15 protein-coding genes are annotated in these 18,000 nt (G+C 66.9%); 12 read left to right on the top strand and 3 right to left on the bottom strand.

Annotated elements, in window-relative coordinates:
- Positions 1-6: 6 nt before the first annotated feature.
- The 6 genes from hflC to BSE24067_RS30575 all read left to right on the top strand — a co-directional run bounded on the left by hflC (position 7) and on the right by BSE24067_RS30575 (position 6,633).
- Complete coding sequence (hflC, locus tag BSE24067_RS30600; RefSeq protein WP_151067672.1) at positions 7-906, top strand: protease modulator HflC; 900 nt, start codon at positions 7-9, stop codon at positions 904-906.
- Positions 907-942: 36 nt separating this feature from the next.
- Complete coding sequence (locus BSE24067_RS30595; RefSeq protein ID WP_009687995.1) at positions 943-1,134, top strand: DUF2065 domain-containing protein; 192 nt, start codon at positions 943-945, stop codon at positions 1,132-1,134.
- Positions 1,135-1,233: 99 nt separating this feature from the next.
- Positions 1,234-2,382, top strand: a complete 1,149-nt coding sequence (locus BSE24067_RS30590) for an ATP phosphoribosyltransferase regulatory subunit (RefSeq protein WP_151067670.1) — start codon at positions 1,234-1,236, stop codon at positions 2,380-2,382.
- Between the two features lie 113 nt (positions 2,383-2,495).
- Complete coding sequence (locus BSE24067_RS30585) at positions 2,496-3,842, top strand: adenylosuccinate synthase (RefSeq protein ID WP_151067668.1); 1,347 nt, start codon at positions 2,496-2,498, stop codon at positions 3,840-3,842.
- An 8-nt stretch (positions 3,843-3,850) separates the two neighbouring features.
- Positions 3,851-4,447: a phosphoribosyltransferase gene (locus BSE24067_RS30580; RefSeq protein WP_151067667.1), complete on the top strand. Its 597-nt coding sequence runs from the start codon at positions 3,851-3,853 to the stop codon at positions 4,445-4,447.
- Between the two features lie 272 nt (positions 4,448-4,719).
- The gene (locus BSE24067_RS30575; RefSeq protein ID WP_151067665.1) at positions 4,720-6,633 is read left to right on the top strand and encodes a potassium transporter Kup; all 1,914 of its coding nucleotides are present in this window, start codon (positions 4,720-4,722) and stop codon (positions 6,631-6,633) included.
- Positions 6,634-6,756: 123 nt separating this feature from the next.
- On the opposite strand, the gene BSE24067_RS30570 is transcribed toward BSE24067_RS30575, so the two are convergent.
- On the bottom strand, positions 6,757-9,081 hold the full coding sequence (locus BSE24067_RS30570; protein WP_151067663.1) for a Tex family protein: 2,325 nt from the start codon (positions 9,079-9,081) through the stop codon (positions 6,757-6,759).
- A 158-nt stretch (positions 9,082-9,239) separates the two neighbouring features.
- Here BSE24067_RS30570 and BSE24067_RS30565 point away from each other — a divergent pair, with 158 nt between their 5' ends.
- The 3 genes from BSE24067_RS30565 (at position 9,240) to BSE24067_RS30555 (ending at position 12,587) form a co-directional block, all read left to right on the top strand.
- A complete protein-coding gene (locus BSE24067_RS30565) occupies positions 9,240-9,989 on the top strand; it encodes a hypothetical protein (RefSeq protein ID WP_151067660.1) in 750 nt (249 codons plus the stop codon).
- A 77-nt stretch (positions 9,990-10,066) separates the two neighbouring features.
- Entirely contained in the window at positions 10,067-10,282 is a 216-nt protein-coding gene (locus BSE24067_RS30560) for a YdcH family protein (RefSeq protein ID WP_006755091.1), read from the top strand.
- A 55-nt stretch (positions 10,283-10,337) separates the two neighbouring features.
- A complete protein-coding gene (locus tag BSE24067_RS30555; RefSeq protein WP_151067658.1) occupies positions 10,338-12,587 on the top strand; it encodes a DNA repair helicase YoaA in 2,250 nt (749 codons plus the stop codon).
- A gap of 82 nt (positions 12,588-12,669) precedes the next feature.
- Here BSE24067_RS30555 and BSE24067_RS30550 read toward each other — a convergent pair whose 3' ends face one another.
- Positions 12,670-13,494 (bottom strand): outer membrane protein assembly factor BamD, encoded by an 825-nt coding sequence (locus BSE24067_RS30550; protein WP_151067656.1) that lies wholly within the window; start codon positions 13,492-13,494, stop codon positions 12,670-12,672.
- Between the two features lie 41 nt (positions 13,495-13,535).
- Here BSE24067_RS30550 and BSE24067_RS30545 point away from each other — a divergent pair, with 41 nt between their 5' ends.
- From BSE24067_RS30545 to phaC, 3 genes are all read left to right on the top strand, one after another.
- A complete protein-coding gene (locus BSE24067_RS30545) occupies positions 13,536-14,741 on the top strand; it encodes an RluA family pseudouridine synthase (protein WP_151067655.1) in 1,206 nt (401 codons plus the stop codon).
- A gap of 6 nt (positions 14,742-14,747) precedes the next feature.
- On the top strand, positions 14,748-15,587 hold the full coding sequence (gene pgeF, locus BSE24067_RS30540; protein ID WP_151067654.1) for a peptidoglycan editing factor PgeF: 840 nt from the start codon (positions 14,748-14,750) through the stop codon (positions 15,585-15,587).
- Between the two features lie 362 nt (positions 15,588-15,949).
- Positions 15,950-17,824 carry a class I poly(R)-hydroxyalkanoic acid synthase gene (phaC, locus tag BSE24067_RS30535; RefSeq protein WP_151067652.1) on the top strand — a complete coding sequence of 625 codons (1,875 nt, stop codon included), beginning with the start codon at positions 15,950-15,952 and terminating at the stop codon, positions 17,822-17,824.
- Here phaC and BSE24067_RS30530 read toward each other — a convergent pair.
- The coding region (locus tag BSE24067_RS30530; protein WP_217460373.1) for a hypothetical protein at positions 17,803-18,000 on the bottom strand (198 nt) is incomplete at its 5' end. The genes phaC and BSE24067_RS30530 overlap by 22 nt on opposite strands.

The following is an 18,000-nucleotide window of genomic DNA, read 5'->3' as shown; positions in this document are numbered from 1 at the left end:
CAGAACATGAACCGAATCATTGCGCTCGTCGTCGCAATCGTGATCGCCGCGTTCGCGGCGTCGTCGACCGTGCTGACCGTCGATCCGCGCCATACGGCCGTGCTGTCCGGCCGCGACGGCGCGCAGCCCGAGCTCGCCGGTCCCGGCGTGCATTTCAAGCTGCCGCCGCCGCTGCAGACGGCGACGCTGATCGATACGCGCCTGCAATCGCTCGAGTCACCGGACCCGCTGCAGGTGGCGACCGAAGACAAGCACGATCTGCTCGTCGCGTATGCGGTCAAGTACCGGATCAGCGATCCGATGAAGTACTTCACGGCGACGGGCGGCGACCCCGCTGCCGCGGCCGATCGGCTGGCCGGCGCGCTGAAGGGCGCACTCGGCGACGCGTTCGGCAAGCACGCGCTCGACGATGCGCTCGGCGGGCAGCGCGAGATCGCGAATGCGGCCCGCGATGCGGTGCGCGCGCAGGCGTCGGGTTTCGGCGTCGACGTGGTCGACGTGCAGCTGACGCGTGTCGATCTGCCGGCTGCACAGGCCGACGCCGTGTATCAGCGGATGATTGCCGCGTTGCGCGACCAGGCGGCGAAGGTGCGGGCCGAAGGCGCGGCCGACGTCGAGCAGATCAAGGCCGATGCGGAGCGCGAACAGCAGGCGGTGCTCGCGAATGCGTACAAGTCCGCGCAGACGATCAAGGGCGAGGGCGATGCGAAAGCCGCGTCGATCGCCGCCGACGCATTCGGCCGCGATCCGCAGTTCTACCAGTTCTACGCGAGCCTGCAGGCGTACCGGAATACGTTCAAGCGCAACGACATCATCGTCGTCGATCCCGACAGCGAGTTTTTCCGATTCATGCGCAGCCCGACGGGCGGTGCCGCACCGGCGGCTCCCGCTCCCCGCAAACACTGACCTTGGGGCGCCGCGACGAGCGGCGCCGTCGCTCGCATGGATCTGGCTGGCTCGTTGTTGCTCGCGGTTGCACTGATGCTGATCATCGAGGGGGCGTTCCCCTTCGTGTTTCCCGTCGCCTGGCGCGACACGTTTCGTAGAATAGCGGAGCGGCCGCCGCATCATATCCGGATCGGCGGGCTCATCGTGATGGCGCTCGGGCTCGTCCTGCTGCTGCTCGCCACCTGATCGGACGGCGCACCCGCCGTTCGTTCCGCCCGATTCCGATTTCCGTTTCATTTCGCGGCGCGCGTGTCGCGCCCTGTTTCCCGTCGTAGGACCGTACCGATGTCGACCTGGTTACTTCCCGAGAATATCGCCGACGTGCTGCCGTCGGAAGCGCGCAAGATCGAGGAGCTGCGCCGCAGGCTGCTCGACCGCTTCCGTTCGTACGGCTATGAGATGGTGATGCCGCCGCTGCTCGAATATCTCGAGTCGCTGCTGACGAGCGGCGGCGCCGACCTGCGCCTGCGCACCTTCAAGCTGGTCGACCAGTTGTCGGGCCGCACGCTCGGCCTGCGCGCGGACATCACGCCGCAGGTCGCCCGCATCGACGCGCACCTGCTGAACCGTCAGGGCGTGACGCGCCTCTGCTACGCGGGGCACGTGATGCATACGCGTCCGCGCGGGCTGCACGCAACGCGCGAACAGATCCAGATCGGTGCCGAAATTTACGGTCACGCGGGGCTGGAAGCCGATCTCGAGATCCAGCAGCTGATGCTCGACGCGCTGCATCTCGCGGGGCTGTCGCGGATTCGTCTCGATCTGTGCCACGCGGGCGTGCTCGCGGCGCTGCTCGCGCGCGACGCGCAGGCGGCGGAGCGCGGCGAAGCGCTGTACGACGCGCTGTCGGGCAAGGACGTGCCGCTGCTGAACGAACTGACCGACGACCTCGGCGCCGACACGCGGGCGGCGCTGCGCGCGCTGCCGCAGCTGTACGGCGACGCCAGCGTGCTCGACGAGGCGCGCGCACGCCTGCCGGTGCTGCCGGAAATCACGCGCGCGCTCGACGATCTCGCGCAGCTCGCGGCGCAGGCGAAGGGCGCGGAAGTCGCGATTGATCTCGCCGACCTGCGCGGCTACGCGTACCACAGCGGCGCGATGTTCACGGCGTACATCGACGGCGTGCCGAACGCGATCGCGCGCGGCGGCCGCTACGACCACGTCGGCCAGGCCTACGGTCGCGCACGTCCGGCAACGGGTTTCTCGCTCGATCTGCGCGAGCTCGCGCGGATTTCGCCGGTCGAGGCGCGCGGCGCCGCGATTCTGGCGCCGTGGGCGCAGGACGATGCGCTGAGCGCTGCCGTCGCGGCGCTGCGCGATGCGGGCGAGGTCGTGATCCAGGCGTTGCCGGGGCACGACCACGTGCTCGACGAGTTCGCGTGCGACCGTTCGCTCGTCGAGCGTAACGGCGCCTGGGTGGTCGAACCCCGTTAATCAGGTGTTCGCGGGCCGTCGTTCGGCGTGCATATCGTTGAAGCGAAACGGAAAAATTCGGAATCGCCCGCGAACCTAGGTAGAATACGTTTTTAACCAGCTAACGAATCAACATGTCTGCCAGCGCAGTGAACGTGACTCCCGGGCGCAATGTCGTCGTCGTGGGAACGCAATGGGGTGATGAAGGCAAGGGCAAGATCGTCGACTGGCTGACGGACCACGCTCAGGGCGTCGTGCGTTTCCAGGGCGGTCACAACGCCGGCCACACCCTCATCATCGGCGGCAAGAAAACCATCTTGCGCCTCATTCCGTCGGGCATCATGCGTGAAGGCGTCGCCTGCTACATCGGCAACGGCGTCGTCCTGTCCCCCGAGGCACTGTTCAAGGAAATCGGCGAGCTCGAAGAAGCCGGCGTGAACGTGCGCGACCGCCTGTTCATCTCCGAAGCCACGACGCTGATCCTGCCGTACCACATCGCGATCGACCAGGCGCGCGAGGCGCGCAAGGGCGCGGGCAAGATCGGTACGACGGGCCGCGGCATCGGCCCCGCGTACGAAGACAAGGTCGGCCGCCGCGCGCTGCGCGTGCAGGACCTGTTCGACGCGAAGACCTTCGCCGACCGCCTGCGCGAGAACCTCGATTTCCACAACTTCGTGCTGACGCAGTACCTGGGCGGCGCGGCCGTCGACTTCCAGGCCACGCTCGACACGATGCTCGGCTATGCCGATCGCCTGAAGCCGATGGTGGCCGATGTGTCGCGCCGCCTGTACGACGCGAACAATGCCGGTCAGAACCTGCTGTTCGAAGGCGCCCAAGGCACGCTGCTCGATATCGACCACGGCACCTATCCGTTCGTCACGTCGAGCAACTGCGTCGCAGGTGCGGCATCGGCCGGCGCCGGCGTCGGTCCGCAGAAGCTGAACTACATCCTCGGCATCACGAAGGCGTACTGCACGCGCGTCGGCTCGGGCCCGTTCCCGAGCGAACTGTACGATGCGGACAACCCGCAGCGTCAGGACCAGGTCGGCGTCACGCTCGCGAACGTCGGCAAGGAGTTCGGCTCGGTCACCGGCCGTCCGCGCCGCACCGGCTGGCTCGATGCAGCGGCACTGCGCCGCTCGATCCAGATCAACGGCGTGTCGGGCCTGTGCATGACGAAGCTCGACGTGCTCGACGGTCTCGATGAAGTCAGGCTGTGCGTTGGCTACAAGGTCGACGGCAAGGACGTCGACATCCTGCCGCGCGGTGCGGTCGACGTCGCGCGTTGCGAACCGGTGTACGAAACGTTCGCCGGCTGGAAGGAAAGCACCGTCGGCATCAAGACGTGGGACGCGCTGCCGGCGAATGCGCAGGCATATCTGACGCGCGTGCAGGAAGTGGCCGGCGTGCCGGTCGACATGATTTCGACGGGCCCGGACCGCGACGAAACGATCCTGCTCCGCCATCCGTTCAAGGTTTAATTTTCAGCATGACGCAGCAAATCACGATGACGGCGGCAGACTTGATGACCGATCCGCGCAACGACGACAAGAACCTGTGGGTGGGCTGGGACGAATACCATCGTCTGATCGAGCTGCTCGCGCTGCAGGTGCATGAATCGGGCTGGAAGTTCGACCAGATCCTGTGCCTCGCGCGCGGCGGCCTGCGCGTCGGCGACCAGCTGTCGCGTATCTACGACGTCCCGCTCGCGATCCTCGCGACGAGCTCGTATCGCGAAGCGGCCGGCACCGAGCAGGGCGAGCTCGACATCGCGCAGTACATCACGATGACGCGCGGCAACCTCGCGGGCAACGTGCTGCTGGTCGACGATCTGGTCGATTCGGGCGTCACGCTCGCCCGGGTGCAGGAGCATCTGAAGGAGCGCTATCCGGCCGTCACGGCCGTGCGCTCGGCCGTGCTTTGGTACAAAGGTTGCTCGAAGGTCAAGCCGGACTATCATACGCAGTACTTGCCGACGAATCCGTGGATTCATCAGCCGTTCGAAGAGTGGGACACGGTCCGTCCGCACAACCTCGAGGCATGGATCAAGCGCGGTCGCGCGCAGCGCGACGGTTCGGGCGCATAAGCGGCCGGCTGATCGAAGGAAAAGCCTTGCACGGCGCCGCTTGCGGCGCCGTTTTCATTTGGAGCGCCGGCCGCGGCCGCGCCGATCGGCGGGCGCGGTAGGCAGACGGCGCGGCCCCGGCTATGATGGCAGCCCTGCCACAGCTCGTGCGCGATTGCATGCGCGGCGTGAATCACGTGGTGTCAGGGCAACAGCGCAGGACGGTGTTTCAGGAGGGCGCGAGTAGAATAGCGCTCGTTTTGTCCGAACCGGACCCGATTATTACGCTTCATATGAACGACACGACTCAGGCGACCGACGCTGCCCATGCGCATTCGACGCACCAACATTCGATGCGCGCGCTTGCGATAGCAGCGATCGGCGTCGTGTTCGGCGACATCGGCACGAGCCCGCTGTATTCGCTGAAGGAGGCGTTCAGCCCCTCTCACGGCATTCCGCTGACCGAAAGCTCGATCCTCGGCGTGATCTCGCTGCTGTTCTGGGCGATCATCCTCGTGGTCGGCGTCAAATACCTGCTGTTCGTGATGCGGGCCGACAACAACGGCGAGGGCGGGGTGCTCGCGCTGATGGCGCTGTCGCTGCGGCCGCTCGACTCGAAAACCCGCGTCGCGGGCGCGTTGATGGCGCTCGGGATCTTCGGCGCCTGCATGTTCTACGGCGACGCCGTGATCACACCGGCGATCTCCGTGATGTCGGCGGTCGAAGGCCTCGAGATCGCGACACCGCATCTGTCGCACCTCGTGCTGCCGATCACGATCGTGATCCTGATCGCGCTGTTCTGGATCCAGCGCCACGGCACCGCGATGGTCGGCAAGCTGTTCGGGCCGATCATGGTGCTGTGGTTCGTCGCGATCGCCGCACTCGGCGTGTATCACATCCTGCGCGTACCGGGCATCATCGCCGCGATCAATCCGTACTACGCCGCATCGTTCATGGCAGACCACCTGCTGCAGGCGTACGTCGTGCTGGGCTCGGTCGTGCTGGTGCTGACCGGTGCGGAAGCGCTGTATGCGGACATGGGCCACTTCGGTGCGAAGCCGATCCGCCTTGCCGCGTACGGGCTCGTGATGCCGTCGCTCGTGCTGAACTACTTCGGCCAGGGCGCGCTGCTGATGCAGAATCCGAAGGCGATCGAGAATCCGTTCTTCCTGATGGCGCCGGATTGGGCGCTGCTGCCGCTCGTCGTGCTGTCGACCATCGCGACCGTGATCGCTTCGCAGGCCGTGATTTCGGGCGCCTATTCGCTGACGTCGCAGGCGATCCAGCTCGGCTACGTGCCGCGCATGAAGGTGCTGCACACGTCCGAGCTCGCGATCGGCCAGATCTACGTGCCGGTCGTGAACTGGCTGCTGCTGTTCGTCATCCTTTGCATCGTGATCGGCTTCAAGAGCTCCGACAACCTGGCCGCCGCGTACGGGATCGCGGTGACGGCGACGATGGTGATCACGACCGTGCTCGCGTGCGTCGTGATGGTGAAGGTGTGGAACTGGAACCGGCTGCTCGTCGGCGCGATCATCGCGGTGTTTATGGCGATCGATCTCGGCTTTTTCGGCGCGAACCTGCTGAAGGTCGCGCAGGGCGGCTGGCTGCCCCTCGGGATCGGCGCGCTGCTGTTCTTCCTGCTGATGACCTGGTTCAAGGGCCGTCACATCGTCAAGGAGCGCACGGCCGCCGACGGTATCCCGCTCGAACCGTTCCTGCAGGGGCTGCTCGCGCATCCGCCGCACCGCGTGTCGGGCACCGCGATCTATCTGACCGGCAACGACAAGCTCGTGCCCGTCAGCCTGCTGCACAACCTGAAGCACAACAAGGTACTGCACGAGCGGACCATTTTCCTGACCTTCGTCACGCGCGACATTCCGTACGTGCGCGACGACAAGCGCCTCAGTGCCCGCGATGCGGGCGGCGGCCTGTACATCGTCAAGGCGCAGTACGGCTTCAACGAGACGCCGGACGTGAAGGCCGTGCTCGAGGAATTCGGCCGCACGCACGACATGACGTTCGAGCTGATGGACACGTCGTTCTTCCTCGCGCGTGAAACCGTCGTGCCGACGCATCTGCCGGGCATGTCGATCTGGCGCGAGCGCGTGTTCGCGTGGATGCATCAGAACGCGGCGAAGCCGACCGACTTCTTCTCGATTCCGGCGAACCGCGTCGTCGAGCTCGGCACCAAGATCGAAATCTGACGCGCGTATGCCGGGCCGCTCGTGCCGCCCGTGCCGTTTTTCGGCGGCGCCGTTCGTCGAAGCCATGAAAAAAACCCGCCTTTCGGCGGGTTTTTTTCGTACGGCGACGACGGCTCGCGTGGCTCAGCGCTTCAGCTTCGCGAACGCCGCAGCCATTGCGCCGGCCGGTTCCGGCTCGCGCGAACGTTGCGGGCGTGCCGCGCCGCGGCCGGCGTTGCCGCGCTCCTGGCCGCTGCGCGGCGCCGTGCCCGCTGCGGCCACGTCGTCGTCGAGACGCATCGTCAGCGCAATGCGCTGGCGCTTCACGTCGACGTCGAGCACCTTGACCTTGACGACCTGACCGGCCTTCACGACTTCGTGCGGATCCTTGATGAACTTCGTCGACATCGCCGACACGTGGACGAGGCCGTCCTGGTGCACGCCAACGTCCACGAACGCGCCGAATGCCGCGACGTTCGTCACCACGCCTTCGAGCAGCATGCCCGGCGTCAGGTCGGACACTTTCTCGACGCCGTCGCGGAACGTCGCGGTCTTGAACTCGGGGCGCGGGTCGCGACCCGGTTTTTCCAGTTCGGACAGGATGTCGCGCACGGTCGGGAGCCCGAAACGTTCGTCGACGAATTCCGCCGGCGACAGGCCGGACAGCGCGTCGCGGCTGCCGAGCACGTCGTCGATGCGCTTGTTGATCTTCGCGAGGATCCGTTCGACGACCGGATACGCTTCCGGGTGCACCGACGAGCGATCGAGCGGGTTCTCGCCGCCGTTGATGCGCAGAAAGCCCGCGGCCTGTTCGAACGTCTTGTCGCCGAGGCGCGGCACCTTGCGCAGGTGGTCGCGCGACGGGAACGGGCCGTTCGCGTCGCGGTAGTCGACGATGTTGCGCGCAAGCGTCGCGTTCAGGCCCGATACGCGCGCGAGCAGCGCGACCGACGCGGTGTTCGCGTCGACGCCCACCGCGTTCACGCAATCCTCGACCACCGCGTCGAGCGAGCGCGCGAGTTCGCGCTGGTTCACGTCGTGCTGGTACTGACCGACGCCGATCGCCTTCGGCTCGATCTTCACGAGCTCGGCGAGCGGGTCCTGCAGGCGGCGCGCGATCGACACGGCGCCGCGCAACGACACGTCGAGATCCGGGAATTCCTTCGCGGCAAGCTCCGATGCGGAGTAGACCGACGCGCCGGCTTCCGACACGACGATCTTCTGCAGCCGCAGCTCGGGATGCTTCGAGATCAGCTCGCTCGCGAGCTTGTCGGTTTCGCGCGATGCCGTGCCGTTGCCGATGCTGATCAGTTCGGCCTGCGTCTGCGCGGCGAGGCGCGCGAGCTTCGCCAGCGAGCCGTCCCAGTCGCGGCGCGGCTCGTGCGGGTAGATGGTGTCGGTCGCGAGCAGCTTGCCGGTGCGGTCGACCACGGCGACCTTCACGCCGGTGCGCAGACCGGGATCGAGGCCGATCACGGCTTTCGGGCCGGCCGGCGCGGCGAGCAGCAGATCCTTCAGGTTGCGCGCGAACACGCGGATCGCCTCGGCTTCGGCGGTTTCACGCAGTTGCGTGAGCAGTTCGTTCTCGATGTGCGGCTGCACCTTCACGCGCCAGCACCAGCGGCACACGTCGGACAGCCACTTGTCGGCCGGGCGGCCCTGGTTCGCGATCCCGAAATGGCGCGCGATCATCGCTTCGCCCGGATGCGGCACCTGCGCATCGAGTTCCTCGCCGAGGCCGAGCTTCACCGTCAGCACGCCGGCGTTGCGGCCGCGGAACAGCGCGAGCGCACGGTGCGACGGCACGGTACGGATCGTTTCCGCGTAGTCGTAGTAGTCGCGGAACTTCTCGCCTTCCTCGTTTTCCTTGCCTTCGACGACCGCCGACGACACGACGCCCTGGCTATGCAGGTAGTCGCGCAGCTTGCCGAGCAGTTCGGCGGTTTCGCCGAATTGCTCGGACAGGATGTCGCGCGCGCCGTCGAGCGCAGCCTTCACGTCGGCGACGCCCTTGTCGGCATCGACGTACGCGGCGGCTTCCGTTTGCGGGTCGAGCAGCGGATTCGCGAGCAGCGCGTGCGCGAGCGGCTCCAGGCCGGCTTCGCGGGCGATCTGCGCGCGCGTGCGGCGCTTCGGCTTGTACGGCAGATAGAGGTCTTCGAGCACCTGCTTGCTGTCGGCCGAGTCGATCGCGGCGCGCAGTTCGTCGGTCAGCTTGCCCTGTTCGTCGATGCTCGACAGGATCGCCGCGCGGCGATCCTCGAGCTCGCGCAGATACAGGAGGCGTTCCTCGAGCTGGCGCAGCTGCGTGTCGTCCAGGTTGCCGGTCACTTCCTTGCGGTACCGGGCAATGAACGGAACGGTCGAGCCTTCGTCGAGGAGTTGCACTGCCGCCGCGACCTGGCGCGGCTGGACGGACAGTTCGGTGGCGATGCGCTGTACGATCTTGAGTGCTACGGTTTCCGTCATGTCGTGGATGATCTGCCTGCTGAAATCGCGGCGCGGGCCGGCAGACCGCGCGGCGGGCTGCGAGACGGGCCCGCCGGACCAGATGCCGCGGGTGAGTGAAGCGGGGCATTTTGCCATAAATGGCGGAGCGTCCAGCCGGGGGTGATAGAATTTGACACATGTCCCGCAGCTTTCCTACGACGTTGCCAACTTCCCGCATTTCTCTCGTCGCGCTCGCCGCAGCGCTTGCCGCGGCTTTGTCCGCCGGGTCCACCGCCGCATACGCGCAGGCATCCGGCGCGGCCGTGCCTGACGTCGCCGCCGCGCCGGTCGCAGCCTCCGCCACGCAGGATTTTGACGCCCGTCAAAAAGTGCTCAATCAGCGTTCCGCGGAAAACGATTATCGTTATGCGGTGGCGGAGCACGACTGCTACAGCACGTTCTTTGTCAACCACTGTCTCGGCAAGGCGCGCGACCGGATGCGCGAGGAGCGGGCGAGCATCCGCCAGGAGCAGCTCGCGCTAGACGACGAGCAGCGCGCGGTGCGGGCGCGGCAACGCGACGAGCAGCAGGCGCTGAAGCAGGCGCAGAATGCTGCGGAAGCGCCGCAGCGTGCCGCGAACGAGGCCGCGAACGCGGCTGCATTCCGCGACAAGCAGGAGCAGAATGCGCTGAAGCAGGCGCAGCGCGGTGCGGAAGGCCCGCAGCGCGCCGCCAACCGGCAGGCATACGATCAGAAGCAGGCGGATTTCCAGCACAAGCTCGATCAGGCGCATCAGCAGGCCGCGCAAAAGGCGCAGGAGCGCGCGGACAACGCCGCGCGCTACGAGCAGAAGCAGAAGGAGGCCGCCGAGCACAAGGCCGATGTCGAGCGGCGTCAGCAGGAAGCGGCCGAGAAGGCCAGACAGAAGCAACAGCAGGGGCAGTAACGTGGTGGATTGATCCGGAATCAGTCTCGTGCGTGCCGGCACGCCAGCCGGCGCGCTGCTTCGATGAGGAGGCGCATATGCAAAACCGTCCCACGGAACAGCAGCAGGAATTGCACAACCGTTTGGCAGCATTGCAGGAGCAGCACCAGCAGCTCGCTCGGGAAATCGAGCTGAAGGAAGGACACTCCGACATCGACGACATTACGCTGCACCGGCTGAAGAAGGAAAAGCTGGCGGCCAAGGACAAAATCATTTTGCTGCAATCGCAGCTGGAACCGGATAAGCGCGCCTGAGCGCGGCCTGGCAAGCGCCGGCGCCGCCCGGGCGCTGGACACAGGAACGCTTGCCTTGAATTCACCGCTTGAAGCCAACCCCGATGCCCGGCGTGACGCGTCGTCCGCCGGGCGCGTTCGTGCGCCCGAAGGCACGTTCGAGCTGAGCCGCAAGCGTGTCGACGAACTCGACACGATCTTCGGCGAAGGCGGACTGCTTGCGCGCGCGCTCGACGGCTATCGTCCGCGTCAGTCGCAGATCGAGATGGCGCGCGCGGTCGCGTCCGCGATGGAGGCGTCCGCACGCCGGCTGCCCGAGCCGGAAATCTTCGAGACGCGCAAGCGGCCTGCGCGCCGCCTGGGCGACGGCGACAACGCCGACAAGTCGGCCGGCTCCGCCGCCGAGGCCGCGGCCGATACCGACAGTGACGCCGGCGACAACACGCTGATCGTCGAGGCCGGCACCGGCACCGGCAAGACCTACGCGTACCTCGTGCCCGCGATGCTGTGGGGCGGCAAGGTCATCGTGTCGACCGGCACGAAGCATCTGCAGGACCAGCTGTTCCAGCGCGACATTCCGACGGTGCGCAACGCGCTCGCGGTGCCGGTGACGGTCGCGATGCTCAAGGGCCGCGCGAACTACCTGTGCCATTACTACCTGCAGCGCACGGCCGACAACGGCCGGCTGCCGTCGCGGCAGGACACAGCGTATCTGCAGGAGATCGTCCGTTTCGCGAAGATAACGAAAAGCGGCGACAAGGCCGAGCTCGCGAGCGTGCCGGAGACGGCGCCCGTGTGGTCGATGGTCACGTCGACGCGGGACAACTGCCTCGGCCAGGAGTGCCCGCATTACAAGGAGTGCTTCGTGATGCAGGCGCGGCGCGAAGCGCAGCAGGCCGACATCGTGGTGGTCAACCATCACCTGTTCTTCGCGGACATCATGCTGCGCGACACCGGGATGGCCGAACTGTTGCCCAACGCGAACACGGTGATCTTCGACGAGGCGCATCAGCTGCCCGAGACGGCCACGCTGTTCTTCGGCGAGACGCTGTCGACCACGCAGATCCTCGAACTCGCGCGCGACACGGTCGCCGAAGGTCTGAGCCATGCGCGCGATGCGGTCGAGTGGGTGAAGCTCGGCGGCGACCTCGAGCGCGCGGCGCGCGACCTGCGTCTCGCGTTCGCGAACGATCAGATCGTGCGCATGTCGCTCGCGCAGCTGGGCGACGATCACCCGATGTTCGGCGCGCTCGACGCGCTGGAGGCGGCGCTCGATGCGCTCGCGTCCGCGCTGGCCGGCCAGGCCGAGCGCGCGGAGTCGCTTGGCGCATGTCTGCGGCGTGCGCGTGAATTGCAGGACCTGCTGGCCGGCTGGGTCACGCCCGCGGCGGCGGAAACGGCCGCGAAGGCCGACGCCGCGGCGGCCGGCGACAAGGCCGCTGCCGACGACCCGAACGAGAAGGTGCGCTGGGTCGAAGTGTTCGCACATACCGTGCAGTTGCACGAAACGCCGCTGTCGGTTGCGCCGATCTTCGCGAAGCAGCGTGCCGGCGTGCCGCGCGCGTGGGTCTTCACGTCGGCGACGCTGTCGGTGCGCGGCGACTTCACGCACTATGCGGCGCAGATGGGCCTCAGCTCGCGGCGCTCGATGACGCTCGCGAGCCCGTTCGACTATCAGACGCAGGGGCTGTTGTACGTGCCGCGCAACCTGCCGCAGCCGTCGTCGCCGGCGTTCACCGATGCGGTGTTCGACGCCGCGCTGCCGGCGATCGAAGCGTCGGGCGGCGGGGTCTTCATGCTGTGCACGACGCTGCGCGCGGTCGACCGGATCGCGTCGAAGCTGCGCGACGTGATCGAGTCGCGCGGCTGGAACACGCCGTTGCTGGTGCAGGGCGATGCAAGCCGCACCGAGTTGCTCGATCGCTTCCGGTCGTACGGGAATGCGATCCTGGTCGGCAGCCAGAGCTTCTGGGAAGGCGTCGACGTGCGCGGCGACGCGCTGTCGCTGGTCGTGATCGACAAGCTGCCGTTCGCGCCGCCGGACGATCCGGTGCTGGCCGCGCGGCTCGATGCGCTGACGAGGAAGGGCCTCAGCCCGTTCGCGGTTCACCAGCTGCCGCAGGCCGTGATCACGCTGAAGCAGGGTGCAGGCCGGCTGATTCGCGCGGAGACGGATCGCGGCGTGCTGATGATCTGCGACACGCGGCTCGTCGACAAGCCTTATGGCCGCCGGATCTGGCAGAGCCTGCCGCCGTTCAAGCGCACGCGCGAGATCGCGGTCGTGCAGGACTTCTTCGACGAGCATCGCGCGCAAAAACGCGCGTGAGCCTACCGTCGCCTGCTGCCGGCGACGGCAACAAAAAACCCGGCTCGATGGCCGGGTTTTTTGCTGGTGCGGCGGGCGTCGCTCAGAACTGCCACCACGACTTCTTCGAGCCGGGGCGCGAGTGGCCGGTGATGTACGGGCTGTCCGGGAACGTGCCCGCGAGCACGCGCTTCGTGTCTTCCGCGAGTTGCGGCTGGTTCAGCTTGCCGTACGACAGGATCATGATGTGCAGCGCATCCTCGATCGCCGGCGCACCCTTGTAGTCCTTGATCGCGAGCTGTGCGCGGTTGATCGCCGCGACATACGCGCCGCGCCGGTAGTAGTAATCGGCCGCGTGCACTTCGTGCGATGCGAGCGCGTTGACGATGTAGCGCATCCGGGCCGCCGCGTCGGGCGCGTACTTGCTCTTCGGGTAGCGATCGACGACGACCTTGAACGCATCGTACGATTCGCGCAGCGCCTGCGGATCGCGCTCGCTCATGTCCTGGCCGGAGAAGCGGCCGAACAGGCCGAGATCGTCGTTGAAGTGGATCATCCCCTTCAGGTAGTACGCGTACGGGATGTCGGGATGATCCGGGTGGAGCTGGATGAAGCGGTCGACGGCCTGGTCGGCGGCGGCCGGTTCGTTGTCCTTCCAGTTGCAGTACGCGACATTGATCTGCGCCTGTTGCGCGAAATGACCGAACGGATCGCGGCCTTGCAGCGATTCGAAATATTTCGCGCACTTGCCCCAGTCGCCGCCGGACAGTGCGTCCTGGGCCTCTGAGTATAATTTGTTGTTCGACCAGGTCGCCGTCTCGTCCTGCTTCTGCGGCAAGCCGTGGCAGCCGGCGATGAGGGCCGCGGCCGCTACCGCCGCAGCTCGGGCGGCGACGGTTTTGGCCGTACGTTTGGTCGAATTCATCATGCTCGCATGTCCTAGCTTCAAGTCTCGGTGACCCAGTCTAAATGACCCGTTCAAGTTCGCAGAATGCCCCGCGGGGCAAGCCAAATCGCGAAGATTATAGCCCAAGCGATCGGCCCGCCGACGCTGCGTCGGGGGATTCCCTCGATGACGATCCGGCCGGCCACGCGATCCAGGCGCCTGTCGTGCCGTCCGCCGCGGGCGACGAAGCGCCGCGCGTCGTCGAAGTGCCGCTGTCGCTCGCCGGTGAGCGACTCGACAAGGCGCTCGCGCAACTGTTCCCCGAATTCTCCCGCAGCCGCCTGCAGAGCTGGATCGACGCGCAACGCGTGCTCGTCGACGGCGCGCCCGCGAAGATCCGCCAGCCGGTGCCGCTCGGCGCGAAGATCGCGCTCGTGCCCGACCTGCTGCCGGAGCAGCTCGCGTTCGCGCCGGAGCCGGTGCCGCTCGACGTGATCTACGAGGACGACGCGCTCGTCGTGATCAACAAGCCGGCCGGCCTCGTCGTGCACCCGGCGGCCGGCAACTGGAGCGGCACGATCCTCAACGGCCTGCTGCACCGCTACGGCGACGCGGCGGCCGGCCTGCCGCGCGCGGGCATCGTGCACCGGCTCGACAAGGAAACGTCGGGCCTGATGGTGGTGGCGCGCACGCTCGCCGCGCAGACGGATCTCGTGCGCCAGCTGCAGGCCCGCACCGTGAAGCGCCGCTATTTCGCGCTCGTGTGGGGCACGATGCCCGAGGAAGGCACGATCGACGCGCCGATCGGCCGCGATCCGCGCGAGCGCACGCGCATGGCCGTCGTCACTGGCGCGTCGGGCAAGCCCGCGCGCACGCATTTCCGCACGGTTGACACATGCGTGTGGCAACGTCAGCCCGTCTCGGCGATCCAGTGCGACCTGGAAACCGGCCGCACGCACCAGATCCGCGTGCATTGCGCGCATGCCGGCCATCCGCTGCTCGGCGATCCCGTCTACGGGCGCGCGCGCGGCAAGCGTTCGGTCACGCCGCTGCCGGACGGGTTCGCACGGCAGGCGCTGCATGCGTGGCGGCTCGGCCTCGTGCACCCCGTCACGGGCAAGACGATGCAATGGCGTTGTCCGCTGCCGGACGACATGAACGCACTGGTCGCGGCGCTCGGCTTCGGGCAGGACGACGAGTTCGACGACGATGACGACGTCTACGACGATGACGATTTCGCCGGCGAATATCACGACGATGCGTCGTACGTGGACGATGACGAGGAGTGAGTGCCGATGACGAACCTTGCGCCGTTGACATGGCAGGACTGCATTCGCCCCGACTGGCAGGTGTCGCCGCGCGTGCGCGCGCTGATCACCACGCGTAACGGCGGCGTGAGCGAAGGTCCGTACGGGCGCTGGCACGATGGCGCCGCGTTGCCGGGCGGGATGAATCTCGGCCTGCATACCGGTGACGATCCGGCCCACGTCGCCGCCAATCGCGCGCGACTGCTCGCACTGGCCGGGCAGTCGCGCGCGGCGTGGCTCGAGCAAGTGCACGGCGCGCAGATCGTGCGCGCGGACGACGTGATCGGCGCCGCACCGGATGCCGCGGCGCCCGTGCGCGCCGACGCGAGCGTGACGGATCGCGCGGGCGTGGTTTGCGTCGTGATGGTCGCGGACTGCATGCCGGTGTTGCTGTGCGACGCGCAGGGCAGGGCCGTGGGTGTCGCGCACGCGGGCTGGCGCGGGCTGGCGGCCGGCATCGTCGAGCAGACCGCGGCCCGCGTCGCCGCGCTCGCGGGCGGCACGGCTGATCAGATCCACGTGTATCTCGGGCCCGCGATCGGCCCGCAGGCATTCGAGGTCGGTGCGGACGTGCGCGATGCGTTTCTCGACACGGCTCCGCAGTCGGAGCATGATGAGACGCGGCAAGCGTTCGTCGCGATCGATGCCGCGCCCGGCAAGTTCCTCGCCGACCTCGCTGCGCTCGCGCGTCTGCGTCTTGCCCGCGCCGGCGTCGCGCACGTGAGCGGCGCAACAGCATGCACGGTCGCCGATCCCGCGCGCTTTTATTCGTATCGGCGCGACCGCGTCACCGGGCGCATGGCCGCAGCCATCTGGCTGACCGACTGACGGCTCGCCGCGCTTGCGCGCGCGGTTTATTGCACCGCAAAATGAGTTATCTCGATATTGCGGCGGCAATGCAGCGTTGCACGGGCAACCAAATGAATAATCGCAGAGTCAAGTCAAACAAAATGTTTCATGTTTCGCCAGAAGCCTTGTCCCGCCTGTTGCGCGCGGATTATCTCCGGGCGGAAATGTTCAGTGGTTTGATGCGGTGCTTCACATGGGGAAAACGATAATGATAAAAATACCGCACTGCGGCAGAATCTGGAGACGCCTCTCCAGAGCATGACGGCCCGGCTCGCAGCCGGCATGCGGCGCGCGAGCAGGATTTCACGATTGACGCTCACGAATCACCGGTAAGGCAGGTAATGACAGCATCGAAAAATTCGTCGACGTCCGCTCAGGCGGGCACTTCCGCGGGCAGCACCGGGTTCGGTCAGGCCGCGCAGCCGATGCAGCAGATGTTCGAGTCATGGCTGAATGCGTGGCGCGGCTTCGCCGATCCGGCCCGTGCCGCAACGGCGGCGACTTCCGCGAACCCGTTCGCCGCATTCCAGTTCCCGACATCGTTTCCGTTCCAGATGCCGTCGATGCCCGATCTGGGCGGCCTTGGCAATCTCGCATCGCCGTTCGCGGGCATGAAGCTGCCGGTGGCCGCGATTCCGCCGGAACGGCTCCAGAAGCTGCAGGCCGACTATGCGCGCGACTGCATGACGCTGATGCAGCAGGCCGCCGCCGCGAAGCTCGAGCCGCCCGAACTGAAAGACCGCCGGTTCAGCGGGGAGGCGTGGAAGGCGTCGCCCGCGCATGCGTTCGCGGCCGCGTGGTATCTGCTCAACGCGCGCTATCTGCAGGAACTGGCCGACGCGCTCGACACCGATCCGAAGACGCGCGAACGCATTCGTTTCTCGGTCCAGCAATGGACGGCCGCCGCCGCGCCGAGCAACTTCCTCGCGCTCAATCCCGAGGCCCAGAAATCGATTCTCGAGACGCAGGGCGAAAGCCTGCGGCAGGGGATGATGAACCTGCTCGGCGACATGCAGCGCGGCAAGATTTCGCAGACCGACGAATCGCAGTTCGTGGTCGGCAAGAACCTCGGCTGCACCGAAGGCTCGGTCGTCTACGAGAACGACCTGATCCAGCTGATCCAGTACGCGCCGAAGACGGACAAGGTGTTCGAGCGGCCGCTGCTGATCGTGCCGCCGTGCATCAACAAGTTCTACATCCTCGACCTGCAGCCCGAGAATTCGCTCGTCGCGCATGCGCTGTCGAACGGCCATCAGGTGTTCCTCGTGTCGTGGCGCAACGCCGATGCATCGGTCGCGCACAAGACGTGGGACGACTACATGAACGAAGGGCTGCTCGCGGCGATCGATGCGGTGCAGCAGATCAGCGGCCGCGAGCAGATCAACACGCTCGGCTTCTGCGTCGGCGGCACGATGCTCGCGACCGCGCTGGCGGTGCTCGCCGCGCGCGGCGAACACCCGGCCGCGTCGATGACGCTGCTGACCGCGATGCTCGACTTCACCGACACCGGCATCCTCGACGTGTTCGTCGACGAGGCGCACGTGCAGATGCGCGAGCAGACCATCGGCGGCAAGAACGGCGCGGCGCCGGGGCTGATGCGCGGCGTCGAGTTCGCGAACACGTTCTCGTTCCTGCGGCCGAACGATCTCGTGTGGAACTACGTCGTCGACAACTATCTGAAAGGCCGCACGCCTGCCGCGTTCGACCTGCTGTACTGGAACAGCGACTCGACGAGCCTGCCGGGCCCGATGTACGCGTGGTATCTGCGCAATACGTATCTCGAGAACAAGCTGCGCGAGCCGAACGCGCTGACCGTGTGCGGCGAATCCGTCGACCTGTCGCGCATCGACGTGCCGACGTTCATCTACGGATCGCGCGAGGATCACATCGTGCCGTGGCAGACGGCCTATGCATCGACGTCGATCCTGACGGGCCCGCTGAAGTTCGTGCTCGGCGCGTCGGGTCACATCGCGGGCGTGATCAATCCGCCGGCGAAGAAGAAGCGCAGCTACTGGGTCAACGACAACGATCTGCCCGAATCCGCGGACGCCTGGTTCGCCGGCGCGACCGAGCAGCCGGGCAGCTGGTGGACGACCTGGGTCGATTGGCTCGACCAGTATGGCGGCCGCAAGGTGGCGCCGCCTGCGCAAGCCGGCTCCGCGCAGTTCCCGGTGATCGAGCCGGCGCCGGGCCGTTACGTGTTGCAGCGCGATTGACGAAAACCGGACAGCGGCGCAGGCTGTCCGGTGCACCGCAGTTTTTTTAACAGGGCCGGTGGCGATGCGCCGTGTCGTGCGGGCCCGGAGGAAACGGAAATGACGGACGTAGTGATCGTATCGGCCGCGCGGACCGCGGTCGGCAAATTCGGCGGCTCGCTCGCGAAGGTCGCGGC

The sequence above is a fragment of the Burkholderia latens genome (assembly GCF_902499045.1).
In the GTDB taxonomy this organism is placed as follows: Bacteria; Pseudomonadota; Gammaproteobacteria; order Burkholderiales; family Burkholderiaceae; genus Burkholderia; species Burkholderia latens.
The sequence above is the reverse complement of the archived record's forward strand: the minus strand, read 5'-3'. Positions and strand labels throughout refer to the sequence as shown.